The sequence below is a fragment of the Streptomyces sp. NBC_01092 genome (assembly GCF_045039535.1).
Classification (GTDB): Bacteria; Actinomycetota; Actinomycetes; order Streptomycetales; family Streptomycetaceae; genus Streptomyces.
The window spans coordinates 7,665,831-7,678,200 of the sequence record NZ_CP108659.1; the positions used below are offsets into that span (position 1 = coordinate 7,665,831).

The window sequence follows — 12,370 nt, forward strand, 5'->3', positions numbered from 1 at the left end:
CTTCCCGTACTGCCCCTACGTGTGCTGCGGCCCGCGTCACGCGGAGGGCGCCGCCGACGTCGACGTGGTGCCCGCCCGCTCGGCGAGACCAGGGAAGGCTACGCTCTCGCCCCGCCAGCGCACCGCCCGCACCGCGGCTTCCCGCAGCGCCTCGGCGGCCGTGCCCCGCAGCTCACCCTCGGCTGCCCGCACCAGGTCGGAGTACACCCCGGCCACCCGGTCCTCCAACTCGGCGGCGAGCCGGACGGCCGACGCCGAGTCCGGCACCGGGAACGGCAGCGCGTACGCGGCGCTCGCGGAGACCGGTTCGGCGCCCCGGTCGCGCACCTCGCGCGCCAGCGCGTCCCGCCGGGCCCGGTGCGCCGCGTATGCCGCCTGTGCTTCCGTGCGCCGCTCCTCGCCGATCCGGCCGCCGACGACGCCGTATCCGTACACGGCCGCGTGCTCGGCGGCGAGCGCCGCCTGGAGGGCCGTGACCGTCGCCTTCTTCGCCTCGCTCACTTGGCCGCCTCCGTCAGCAGATACGCGTGCGCCGCCCCTGCCGCCGCCACTGAGGCCAGCAGCCGCGCCAGTTCACCGGGCAGGTCGAGGAGCGCCTTGGCCCGCCGGTCCGCGAGCGCCCGTTCGGCGGCGGCGAGCTCGGCCAGCGCGTCCCGCTCGTGCGCGGGAACGGGCGCGCTCGCCGAAGGGGAGGCCGACGGCGACGCCTTCCCGGCCTTCGGCGCCCCGGACGTCGTGGGCGATCCGGCGGACGGTCCGGACGAACCCCCGCCGAACGCCCCCGCATGCCGCAGGGCCTGCGCCCGCAACGGCCCCAGCAGTTCGGTCAGCACCGGATGGACGGCGAGTACGGCGTCGTACTGCCCGACCAGGCCCTCGCTGTCGCGGGCCGCACGCGCGCGTGCCCGCTCGGCGAGCGACGGGCTGCCGCTCGTGCCGCCGTCCGAATCGTCGGGCCGGGAGGTGCAGCCCACAAGGAGGGCGGCCCCGGCGGCCGAGGCCAGCAGGGTTCTTCTGCGCGGCCCCGAGGGGGAGCGCGGTGGCGAGGGGAACGGCACGGCAGACGTCCTCGGGGAGCTCGTACGAAAGCAGTTGCGAAAGCGGCTGCGGAGTCGGCGGACCGCAGGCCCGTGATCACCGTACCCGCGCATGCGCCCCGCACCACTCACCGGCACCGCTCGCCCGCAGGTGGACGGCAACACTCCTCGCGACCCGATACCCTTTGACCAGACACGCGACCCATCCCACAACAGCACACGCGGCCGAGGAGTCACCCGGATGAGCACGACCCAGAGCGAGAGGCTGCGAGAACTTCTGGAACCGCTCGTCAGCTCTCAGGGCCTCGATCTCGAAGAGATCGCAGTGGACTCCGTCGGACGCAAGCGCGTGCTGCGTGTCGTCGTCGACTCCGACACCGGGGCGGACCTGGACACGATCGCCGATGTGAGCCGCGAGCTCTCGGCGAAGCTCGACGAGACGGACGCGATGGGCGCGGGCGAGTACACCCTCGAAGTCGGCACCCCGGGCGCGGAACGCGCCCTCACCGAGCACCGCCACTACGTGCGTGCCGTCGACCGGCTGGTGAAGTTCCAGCTGGCCGACGGCGGCGAGCTGGTGGCCCGCATCCTGAAGGCCGACGACGATGGCCTCGACCTCGAAGTGCCCGGCGTGAAGGGCCGCAAGGCCACCAGCCGCAGACTCGGCTTCCCGGACATCGACAAGGCGCGCGTGCAGGTCGAGTTCAACCGCAAGGACAGCAAGAACGAGAAGGAAGAGGAGGCGTAGCCGTGGACATCGACATGAGTGCCCTGCGGGGCTTGGTACGGGAGAAGGAGATCTCCTTCCCCCTGCTGGTCGAGGCGATCGAGTCGGCCCTCCTCATCGCCTACCACCGCACCGAGGGAAGCCGCCGCCACGCGCGCGTGGAGCTGAACCGGGAGACCGGCCATGTGACCGTGTGGGCGAAGGAGGACCCCGAGGACCTCGAGGAGGGCCAGGAGGCCCGCGAGTTCGACGACACCCCGTCCGGCTTCGGCCGTATCGCCGCCACCACCGCCAAGCAGGTCATCCTGCAGCGGCTGCGCGACGCCGAGGACGACGCGACGCTCGGCGAGTACGCCGGCCGCGAGGGCGACATCGTCACCGGCGTGGTCCAGCAGGGCCGCGACCCGAAGAACGTGCTCGTGGACATCGGCAAGCTGGAGGCCATCCTGCCGGTGCAGGAGCAGGTCCCGGGCGAGGCCTATCAGCACGGGATGCGGCTTCGGTCGTACGTCGTACGAGTGGCGAAGGGCGTCCGCGGCCCGTCCGTCACCCTCTCGCGCACGCACCCCAACCTGGTGAAGAAGCTCTTCGCCCTGGAGGTGCCGGAGATCGCCGACGGTTCGGTGGAGATCGCCGCCATCGCCCGCGAGGCCGGCCACCGCACCAAGATCGCCGTACGGTCCACGCGCAGCGGTCTGAACGCCAAGGGCGCCTGCATCGGCCCCATGGGCGGCCGGGTGCGCAATGTCATGGGCGAGCTGAACGGCGAGAAGATCGACATCGTCGACTGGTCGGACGACCCGGCCGAGATGGTGGCGAACGCGCTGTCCCCCGCCCGGGTCTCCAAGGTGGAGGTCGTGGACATGGCCGCTCGCTCCGCGCGCGTGACCGTGCCCGACTACCAGCTGTCCCTGGCGATCGGCAAGGAAGGGCAGAACGCCCGGCTCGCGGCCCGGCTCACCGGCTGGCGGATCGACATCCGCCCGGACACCGAGCAGGCCGGGGAATAGATCAAGCCGCGAGACGCTTGGATCACGTCGGGTTACCGAGCGGCAACTGTTCGAATCCTGCCCCAAAGGGGTGAGGTCGGTACGGGGAGGTAGACTTAAAGGTGTCTGGCCGGACACGCGACCGCGCCTGCCCTGAACGTACCTGTGTGGGGTGCCGGGAGCGAGCGGCCAAGGCTGATCTGCTGCGGATCGTGGCGATCAAGGACGAGTGCGTCCCTGATCCTCGCGGTACGCTGCCCGGCCGGGGTGCGTATGTACACCCCGCACTGGTCTGTCTCGACCAGGCGGTACGCCGACGGGCGTTCACGCGGGCGTTGCGCGCCCCGGGAGCGCTCGACACAAAGGCGTTGCGCCAGTACGTCGAGCAGAGAACAGTTGCTGACCAGGCAACACCGTAAGAAGCGTCGTGCGGAACCCCCGCGCGGCCCAGGTACCCCGCGAGTTGGAAGTAGGTCGAGATTGCGATGAGCACTCGATGAGCACGCGATGAGTACGCCCATGAAGTAGCGACGGTCCGGACGCAACCCGGACCTAAAAGGAGCGAAGTGGCTAAGGTCCGGGTATACGAACTCGCCAAGGAGTTCGGGGTTGAGAGCAAGGTCGTCATGGCCAAGCTCCAAGAACTCGGTGAATTCGTCCGTTCGGCGTCTTCGACCATCGAAGCGCCCGTCGTCCGTAAGCTGACGGACGCCCTCCAGCAGGGCAACGGAGGCGGCAAGCCCGCCTCCGCACGCAAGGCTGCCCCGGCGAAGCCGGCAGCCCCCTCTCCGGCGCAGGCAGCCCGTCCGGCTCCGCCGCGCCCGCCGGCCCCCAAGCCGGCAGCCGAGACGCCCGCGGCCCCGGCCGCGCCGGCTGCTCCCGGCGGCACCCGTCCCACTCCGGGCCCGAAGCCCGCGCCGCGGCCTGCCCCGGCGTCCCCGGCTCCGACCGCGCCCGAGTTCACGGCACCCCCGGCGGCTCCCGCAGCTCCGGCTCAGGGCTCCGGCCCGCGTCCGGGTGCTCCGCGTCCGGGCGGCCAGGCTCCGCGTCCCGGCGCCCCCCGTCCGGGTGGTCCCGGTCAGGGCGGCCAGGGCCGTGGTGAGCGCGGCGACCGCGGTGACCGCGGTGACCGTCCCGGCGGCGGTCGTCCGGGTGGCGGCGCTCAGCGTCCCGGTGCCCGTCCGGCCGGTCCCCGTCCGGGTAACAACCCGTTCACCTCTGGTGGCTCCACCGGCATGGCGCGCCCGCAGGCGCCCCGTCCGGGCGGCGCCCCGCGTCCGGGCGGCCCCGGTGGCCCCGGCGCTCCCGGCGGCGCTCCGCGTCCGCAGGGTCAGGGCGGTCCCCGTCCCCAGGGCGCGGCGGGCGGTCCTCGTCCGCAGGCTCCGGGCGGCTCGCGTCCCAGCCCGGGCGGCATGCCCCGTCCGCAGGGCGGCGGTCCCCGTCCCGGCGGTGGCCCCGGTGGTCCCCGTCCCAACCCCGGCATGATGCCGCAGCGTCCTGCTGCCGGCCCGCGTCCCGGTGGTGGCCCCGGCGGTGGCCGTGGTCCCGGTGGCGGCGGTCGTCCCGGTGGCGGTGGCGGCGGTCGTCCGGGTGGCGGCGGCGGCTTCGCCGGTCGTCCCGGTGGTCCCGGTGGCGGTGGCGGCGGTTTCGCCGGTCGTCCCGGTGGTCCCGGTGGCGGTGGCGGCGGTTTCGCCGGTCGTCCCGGTGGTCCCGGTGGCGGTGGCGGCGGTGGCCGTCCCGGCTTCGGTGGTCGTCCCGGCGGTCCCGGTGGCCGTGGTGGCACGCAGGGTGCCTTCGGTCGTCCCGGCGGTCCCGCGCGTCGTGGCCGCAAGTCGAAGCGGCAGAGGCGCCAGGAGTACGAGGCCATGCAGGCCCCGTCGGTCGGCGGCGTGATGCTGCCTCGCGGCAACGGCGAAGCCATTCGCCTGTCGCGCGGTGCGTCGCTCACCGACTTCGCGGAGAAGATCAACGCCAACCCGGCGTCCCTCGTCGCGGTCATGATGAACCTCGGCGAGATGGTCACGGCCACGCAGTCCGTCTCCGACGAGACGCTGGAGCTCCTCGCCGGCGAGATGAACTACACGGTTCAGATCGTCAGCCCCGAGGAGGAGGACCGCGAGCTGCTCGAGTCCTTCGACATCGAGTTCGGCGAGGACGAGGGCGGCGAGGAAGACCTCGTGGTCCGTCCTCCGGTCGTCACCGTCATGGGTCACGTCGACCACGGTAAGACCCGACTCCTCGACGCCATCCGCAAGACGAACGTCATCGCGGGCGAGGCCGGCGGCATCACTCAGCACATCGGTGCCTACCAGGTCTCGACCCAGGTCAACGACGAGGACCGCGCGATCACCTTCATCGACACCCCGGGTCACGAGGCGTTCACCGCCATGCGTGCCCGTGGTGCCCGGTCGACGGACATCGCGATCCTGGTCGTCGCGGCCAACGACGGCGTCATGCCGCAGACGGTCGAGGCGCTCAACCACGCCAAGGCGGCCGACGTCCCGATCGTCGTCGCGGTCAACAAGATCGACGTCGAGGGCGCCGACCCGACCAAGGTGCGCGGTCAGCTCACCGAGTACGGGCTGGTGGCCGAGGAGTACGGCGGCGAGACCATGTTCGTCGACATCTCCGCCAAGCAGGGTCTGCACATCGACTCGCTGCTGGAGGCCGTGGTCCTCACGGCCGACGCCTCGCTCGACCTGCGGGCCAACCCGCACCAGGACGCGCAGGGCATCTCGATCGAGTCCCGTCTCGACCGCGGCCGCGGTGCCGTGTCGACGGTCCTCGTCCAGCGAGGCACCCTGCGGGTCGGCGACACGATGGTCGTGGGCGACGCCTACGGCCGAGTGCGCGCCATGCACGACGACAACGGCAACAACGTCACCGAGGCGGGCCCGTCGACGCCGGTCCAGGTCCTGGGCCTGACCAACGTCCCGGGTGCGGGCGACAACTTCCTGGTGGTGGACGAGGACCGTACGGCCCGTCAGATCGCCGAGAAGCGTGCCGCCCGTGAGCGCAACGCGGCCTTCGCGAAGCGCACGCGTCGTGTGTCGCTGGAGGACCTGGACAAGGTGCTCAAGGCCGGCGAGGTCCAGCAGCTGAACCTGATCATCAAGGGTGACGCTTCTGGTTCCGTCGAGGCCCTGGAGTCCTCCCTGCTCCAGCTGGACGTCGGCGAAGAGGTCGACATCCGCGTCCTGCACCGCGGCGTCGGTGCGGTCACGGAGTCCGACATCGACCTGGCGATGGGCTCCGACGCCATCGTGATCGGCTTCAACGTGCGCGCCGCCGGGCGTGCGCAGCAGATGGCCGAGCGCGAGGGCGTGGACGTCCGGTACTACTCGGTCATCTACCAGGCGATCGAGGAGATCGAGGCGGCCCTCAAGGGCATGCTCAAGCCGGAGTACGAAGAGGTCGAGCTCGGTACGGCGGAGATCCGCGAGGTCTTCAAGTCGTCCAAGCTGGGCAACATCGCCGGTGTCCTCATCCGCTCGGGCGAGGTCAAGCGCAACACCAAGGCGCGCCTCATCCGCGACGGCAAGGTGGTCGCGGAGAGCCTCAACATCGAGGGTCTGCGTCGCTTCAAGGACGACGTCACCGAGATCCGCGAAGGGTTCGAGGGCGGTATCAACCTCGGCAACTTCAACGACATCAAGGTCGACGACGTCATCGCGACGTACGAGATGCGGGAGAAGCCGCGGGCGTAACAGCCAACGGTTCGTGCTGGCCGGCGGGACTTCGGTCCCGTCGGCCAGCACGGCGTTTGCCGCCGGGCACCGAGACGGGCGGCGACGGTCTACGGAGCGTAATATCCGTCGATCGTCCCGGTCCCTTCGTTGTACGGTTTCTGATGTCCCTGCCCCACGGAGGGCAGGACCATCGATCCCGTACCGGCGGGTGAACCGGTTACACACATGTTCGTGGGGACACTGTCCTTCGACCTCCTCCTCGGCGACGTACGGTCGCTGAAGGAGAAGCGCTCCGTCGTCCGCCCGATCGTCGCCGAGCTTCAGCGCAAGTACGCGGTGAGCGCGGCCGAGGTGGACCACATGGACCTCTACCGGCGGGCCGGAATCGGCATCGCCGTGGTGTCCGGCGACGCCGGACACCTGACCGACGTACTGGACCAGTGCGAACGGCTGGTCGCCGGCCGTCCGGAGGTGGAACTGCTGTCGGTACGACGGCGTTTCCACGGTGACCACGACGACTGACGACCACAAGCCAAGAACGTTGAAGAAGAAAGAACGGGAGACGGACCAGTGGCCGACAACGCGCGGGCGAAAAGGCTGGCGGACCTCATCCGAGAGGTGGTGGCCCAGAAGCTGCAGCGCGGGATCAAGGACCCGCGGCTCGGCTCGCACGTCACCATCACGGACACCCGCGTCACGGGTGACCTGCGGGAGGCGACCGTCTTCTACACGGTGTACGGGGACGACGAGGAGCGGACGGCAGCGGCCGCCGGACTGGAGAGCGCCAAGGGCGTCCTCCGCTCGGCCGTCGGGGCGGCCGCGGGCGTGAAGTTCACGCCGACCCTCACGTTCGTCGCCGACGCCCTCCCGGACACCGCCCGGACCATCGAGGACCTCCTCGACAAGGCGCGGCAGTCCGACGAGAAGGTGCGCGAGGTGTCCGCGGGCGCGAAGTACGCCGGCGAGGCGGACCCGTATCGCAAGCCGGGCGACGAGGACGAGACGGACGGCGACACCGCGGAATGACGCAGAAGCACACCACGCCCGACGGCCTTGTCATCGTCGACAAGCCGTCGGGCTTCACTTCGCACGACGTGGTCGCCAAGATGCGCGGCATCGCGCGCACCCGCCGCGTCGGGCACGCCGGCACCCTCGACCCCATGGCGACGGGCGTCCTCGTCCTGGGCGTCGAGAAGGCGACGAAGCTCCTCGGTCACCTTGCCCTGACCGAGAAGGAGTACCTGGGCACCATCCGCCTGGGCCAGAACACGCTCACCGACGACGCCGAGGGCGACATCACGTCGTCCGCCGACGCCTCCAAGGTCACCCGCGAGGCCGTCGACGCCGGGATCGCCAAGCTGACCGGCGACATCATGCAGGTGCCGTCCAAGGTCAGCGCCATCAAGATCGACGGTGTGCGCTCCTACAAGCGGGCACGGGAGGGCGAGGAGTTCGAGATCCCGGCGCGGCCGGTCACCGTCTCGTCCTTCTCGGTGTACGACGTCCGGGAGGCCGTCGCCGACGACGGCACCGCCGTCCTCGACCTGGTCGTGTCGGTGACCTGCTCCTCCGGCACCTACATCCGGGCCCTGGCCCGTGACCTCGGTGCCGACCTGGGCGTCGGCGGCCACCTCACCGCGCTGCGCCGCACCCGCGTCGGGCCGTACAAGCTGGACTCCGCGAAGACGCTGGACCAGCTTCAGCAGGAGCTGACGGTGATGCCGATCGCCGAGGCCGCCGCGGCAGCGTTCCCGCGCTGGGACGTCGACGCCAGGCGCGCACGGCTGCTCACCAACGGTGTCCGCCTCGACATGCCCGATGAGTACGAGGGCTCCGGCTCCGTCGCCGTCTTCGACCCCGAGGGACGCCTGCTGGCGCTCGTGGAGCCGCAGAAGGGCAAGGCGAAGAGCCTGGCCGTGTTCGGCTGAGGCTGCCCCCCCGAGGAGCTTGTCGGGGTGCCTGCCCGTGGAGCGGCGGTCACGGGGTTGTCCTCTGCCCGCCGCTCCACGGTCCCCCCTCGGTTCCCCCACCTCTAGGGTGTATCCAACGACCCCCGCCTGTTCACCCGTCCGGGCAGGCGCTCGGAGTGAACCGAGGGAGCGGAAGGGGGCGCGTTCGCCACGTGATCTGTCCCGCTGATCACAACCCGCCTACCGTCGGAAAAAAGCGGCACGGACGAATGGGCGAACGGGCGCGGTGCGGGGAGGTTCGACGATGGCGGGACGGGGCCCGCGGGCGGGCGGTGCCCGCCGGACGCCGGAAGGCACGCGACAGCAGGACTGCGGGGACGAGAAGGACGCCGGTGCGCAGGACGCGCGCCGCTGCGACCACCGCGACGACGCCCTGGTCCGCATCCACGACCTGGCCGGCCGGCCCCGGGGCCTCGGCTTCGTGGCCGACCACCACGGCACCGTCGTCACCAGCCACGAGGTCGTCGACGGCCTGCCCCGGCTGGTCCTGCTCGCCGCCGGCGGCGACCGCAGCTGTGTGGTGCCGGCGGCCGCGGTGACCTCGCTGCCCGGACTGGATCTCGCCCTTGTGCGCACGGAGGGGCTGGGCGTGGACCCCTTGCCGGTGACCGTGCGGGAGCGGATCGGGACCGGCTCCTATGTGCGGATCGCGGCCGGTGGCTGGCGCGAGGCCAGGGTGCTGGGCGCGACGTCCGTGACGTACACGGCGACGGACCGCGTCCATCTCCTCGACGACGCCCTGGAGCTCGCGATCGGCACGGCCGGCCGGGACGCGCTGCGGCTCGGCGGAGGCGCGGCCGGAGGGCCGGTGCTCGACGCCGCGACCGGCGCGGTCGTGGGCGTCCTCGGCACGGCCCTGCAAGCCGGCCCGCGCGACGCCGGATTCGCCGTACCGCTGTGCCCGACACCGGACGGGCCGCTGGCCGACCTGATCGCCGAGAACGCGGCGACCGTGCCCGCGTACGGCGCCGACCTGAACCTCGCGGGCGTCCTGGAACTGACGGCCACCTCGGTCGGGCAGGACGGTCCGCCGGGGACGCTGGCGGGCTACGTGGGCCGCGCGGACGGTGGGGGAGCGCAGGCCCTGAAGCCGGTCGAACGGGCAGCTACGGCAAGGGAGTTCGACGCCTTCGCCGAGAGCCGGGCCTCGGTGCTCGCCCTCGTCGGGCCGCCGGGCAGCGGCCGTACGACGGAGCTCGCGGCCCTTGCCGCCCGCCGGGGCCGTGGCCCGCAGTCGGCTCCCACGCTGTGGCTGCGCGGCGCCGACCTGCAGGACGAGGACGCCTCGGTGGCCGACGCCGCGCGCCGGGCGCTGGCGCGGGCCGCCCGCATCGTCGCCGCCCCGTCCGACCGCGCCGCCCTCGGCGACACGACCCCGGAGCGCCTGGCCCACCTCGCCCTCGGCGCCGGCCGCCCGCTCCTGCTCCTCCTGGACGGCCCGGAGGAGATGCCGCCCGTGCTGGCCCACCGCCTCACGGACTGGACGGACGGCACGGCGCAGTGGCTGCGGGAGACGGGGGCGCGGCTGGTGGTGGCGTGCCGGGCGGAGTATTGGGAGGGGGCGGGGGCCGAGTTTCCGGAGGAGATGCTGTACGAGGTCCGGCATGATCCAGCCCGTCCGGCGTTTGAGGACGAGGCCGCTCAGGCCGATGGGGGCGCCGGGGGCGGGACAACCCGGCGGTTCCCCCCGTGCGTACCGCTCGACGACCTCACCGCGGACGAGGCCCGCCTGGCCCGTGTCCGATACGGCATCCCGGAAGGCGCCCTCGCCGGTCCCGACGCCGGTCACCCGCTCACCCTGCGTCTGCTCTCCGAGGTGCGCGCCGCCCTCCCCGGCACGCCCACCCCGCACGGAGTCGACCGGCACGACGTCCTCTCCGCCCACCTCGACCTCATGTGCCTGCGCATCGCCGTCCGCCTCGCCGCCGAGAACGGCCTGCGCGGCACCGCCGTACGCCGGCTCGCCGCGAAGGTCTCCGGGCAGGTCCACGAGGCCGCCCGCCGCAGCCTCGGACCGGGCCAGGGGGAGCTGGACCGCGCGTCCTTCGAGGCCGTGTTCCCCTGGGGGCCGGCCCCCGCGGTGCTCGGCGGCGGCACCGGGTGGGCGTCCGCCGTCCTCACCGAGGGGCTCCTCGTCCCCGCCGGCGACGGCTACCGCTTCGCCCACGAGGAGCTCGCCGACTGGATCCAGGGCATGCACCTCGACCTCGACGAGGCCCTGCACGCCCTCGTCCACCGCCGCCGCACCCACCCCGACGCCGCGCACCCCCTCCCCGTGCCCCATCATCGCGTCGGCCCCGTCGTCCAGGCCCTCCTGTTGCTGCCACGGCACCACGGACCCCGCCAACTCGCCTTCCAACTGGAGGAGTTGACGCACGCGCTGGACGCCGACCGGCACTCCTGGTGGGCCGCCCGACTGCTCACCGAGACCCTGCTGCGCGTCCCCGACGCGACGCCGTACCTGGACGTGCTGCATCTGCTCACCGACCGGATCGTCGCCTGGCGCCGGCACCGGCGCTCCGTGTCGCGCGAGTTCGGTCCGCACTTCTGGACCGCGCTGCCGCTCCCGGACAGCGAGCGCTTCGATCTGCTCCGCCGCCTCGTCCTCGCCGACGGCCCGCCGACCGATACCGACGACGCCGACGAGTCGGGGCACCCCCGGTATCTGGACGCCGTCGCCCGGCTTCTCGCCGCCGACCCCACCGCCGTACAACGCCATCTCACCCGCTGGTTCGACGACGACCGGCCGCTGCCCGCGACCCCCCACGCGACCGTCGCCCGAGCCGCGCAGGCCCTGCTGCACACGCACCGTCACCGTGCCCTGGACGAGCTCACCGAGACGCTCGTCGACAGCGCGCACCGCAAGGCCGACGAGCTCCTCGCCGTCCTGTCCGACGAGGAGTCGTCCGCCGTCTGCCGGGCCGTCGACCGGTGGGCCCACGACGAACGGCCCGGGCGGCGCGTCGCCGCGGCGGCGTACGGACTGCGCGCCGCGCCCCACGTCCGTACCGAGGCCGACCGCGAACTCCTGCGCTACGCCGCCCTCGCCCTGCTCGCCCGCCCCTCCGACTGCACCCTGCACGGCGCCGCGCTCGCCCTCCTCGTCCGTGATCCCCGCACCCGTGACCGTCATCTCCCGCAGGCGCTGGCGCACTTCACGGCCGCCGACCCGCAGTTCCCGGCCAGATCGCTGGTCGCCGCCCTGGTCACGCACACCGAGCCGGTCCTCGAAGCCTTCCGGGTCCGGCTGCACAGGCCGGGCGCCAAGGACGCCCTGCGCACCCTCGCCGACGTCACCATGCCCGCGCTCGCCCGCCGGGTCGCCGCCCTCGTCCAGGAGATGGTGGAGCTGCGGCCGGAGACGGCGGCCGACATGGCGGTGTTCGTCGACCGGCGCCTGGACCAGGGCCCGAGCGCCCGAGCCGTGCTCCTCCCGCTGGTCACGGGCCTGCTGGACGGCGGCCCGGAACAGGTGCGGGCCGCCCTCGCCGCCGTACTCGCCACTCCCGGCACTCCCGGGTCCCGCCCGCTGCGCCGCGAACTGCGCGAGTTCCTCCTCTCCCACGAACGCGCCCCCGGCGTGCTGGACGCCTTCCTGCACGCCACCGTCCAGGAGAGCGGCGACCGGGCCGACGACGACCTGCGCGGCCTGGTCCACCACACCGGCCTGCTGCTGGTGCGCACCCCGGACGGCGCGGCCCGGTTCGACCGCGGCCTGGTCGACCTGGGCCGTCATGTGCCCGGCTTCGCCGTGCGGGTCGCCGGCTGGCTGACCGACACCCCGCAGGACTGGTCGGCCGTGGTGGGCCCGAGCACCCGGCGGATGATCGAGAACCTGGCCGGTGTGCGGGTCCCCGCCTGACGACCGCGTCGTCGCGTGCACCCGGTCACAGCGCCCATGCCGATGAGGGCGGGAAGCGCCCGGCATGGCACCCTTAGACCTGCGTAAGACCGTATG

At 72.8% G+C, this 12,370-nt stretch carries 10 protein-coding genes; 8 read left to right on the forward strand and 2 right to left on the reverse strand.

The annotated features are described in order from the left end of the window. Window positions 1-36 precede the first annotated feature (36 nt). Window positions 37-501, reverse strand: coding sequence for a ferritin-like domain-containing protein (locus OG254_RS34925; protein ID WP_405589808.1), 465 nt, complete (start codon window positions 499-501; stop codon window positions 37-39). Beyond that, window positions 498-1,058, reverse strand: coding sequence for a hypothetical protein (locus tag OG254_RS34930; protein ID WP_405589810.1), 561 nt, complete (start codon window positions 1,056-1,058; stop codon window positions 498-500). Before OG254_RS34930 ends, OG254_RS34925 begins: the two co-directional genes overlap by 4 nt. Window positions 1,059-1,278: 220 nt before the next feature. Here OG254_RS34930 and rimP point away from each other — a divergent pair, with 220 nt between their 5' ends. The 8 genes from rimP (at window position 1,279) to OG254_RS34970 (ending at window position 12,274) form a co-directional block, all read left to right on the forward strand. After that, the gene (gene rimP, locus OG254_RS34935) at window positions 1,279-1,785 is read left to right on the forward strand and encodes a ribosome maturation factor RimP (protein WP_405589812.1); all 507 of its coding nucleotides are present in this window, start codon (window positions 1,279-1,281) and stop codon (window positions 1,783-1,785) included. Between the two features lie 2 nt (window positions 1,786-1,787). After that, window positions 1,788-2,774 (forward strand): transcription termination factor NusA, encoded by a 987-nt coding sequence (gene nusA / locus OG254_RS34940; RefSeq protein ID WP_147994090.1) that lies wholly within the window; start codon window positions 1,788-1,790, stop codon window positions 2,772-2,774. A 101-nt stretch (window positions 2,775-2,875) separates the two neighbouring features. Beyond that, window positions 2,876-3,172 carry a YlxR family protein gene (locus OG254_RS34945; protein ID WP_351188607.1) on the forward strand — a complete coding sequence of 99 codons (297 nt, stop codon included), beginning with the start codon at window positions 2,876-2,878 and terminating at the stop codon, window positions 3,170-3,172. Window positions 3,173-3,319: 147 nt separating this feature from the next. Beyond that, window positions 3,320-6,460, forward strand: a complete 3,141-nt coding sequence (infB, locus tag OG254_RS34950) for a translation initiation factor IF-2 (protein ID WP_405589815.1) — start codon at window positions 3,320-3,322, stop codon at window positions 6,458-6,460. A 207-nt stretch (window positions 6,461-6,667) separates the two neighbouring features. Next, window positions 6,668-6,964 carry a DUF503 domain-containing protein gene (locus OG254_RS34955; RefSeq protein ID WP_351188610.1) on the forward strand — a complete coding sequence of 99 codons (297 nt, stop codon included), beginning with the start codon at window positions 6,668-6,670 and terminating at the stop codon, window positions 6,962-6,964. Window positions 6,965-7,012: 48 nt separating this feature from the next. Continuing rightward, window positions 7,013-7,468: a 30S ribosome-binding factor RbfA gene (gene rbfA, locus OG254_RS34960; RefSeq protein WP_147994094.1), complete on the forward strand. Its 456-nt coding sequence runs from the start codon at window positions 7,013-7,015 to the stop codon at window positions 7,466-7,468. After that, window positions 7,465-8,370, forward strand: coding sequence for a tRNA pseudouridine(55) synthase TruB (truB, locus tag OG254_RS34965; RefSeq protein ID WP_405589817.1), 906 nt, complete (start codon window positions 7,465-7,467; stop codon window positions 8,368-8,370). Before rbfA ends, truB begins: the two co-directional genes overlap by 4 nt. Before the next feature lie 286 nt (window positions 8,371-8,656). Beyond that, window positions 8,657-12,274 carry a trypsin-like peptidase domain-containing protein gene (locus OG254_RS34970; RefSeq protein WP_405589819.1) on the forward strand — a complete coding sequence of 1,206 codons (3,618 nt, stop codon included), beginning with the start codon at window positions 8,657-8,659 and terminating at the stop codon, window positions 12,272-12,274. The last annotated feature ends 96 nt before the right edge of the window (window positions 12,275-12,370 follow it).

What these genes read in the sequence shown, in the direction of transcription:
- rimP (WP_405589812.1), top strand. Translation starts at nt 1,279, where the DNA reads ATGAGCACGACCCAGAGCGAGAGGCTGCGAGAACTTCTGGAACCGCTC.
- OG254_RS34955 (WP_351188610.1), top strand. Translation starts at nt 6,668, where the DNA reads ATGTTCGTGGGGACACTGTCCTTCGACCTCCTCCTCGGCGACGTACGG.
- truB (WP_405589817.1), top strand. Translation starts at nt 7,465, where the DNA reads ATGACGCAGAAGCACACCACGCCCGACGGCCTTGTCATCGTCGACAAG.
- OG254_RS34970 (WP_405589819.1), top strand. Translation starts at nt 8,657, where the DNA reads ATGGCGGGACGGGGCCCGCGGGCGGGCGGTGCCCGCCGGACGCCGGAA.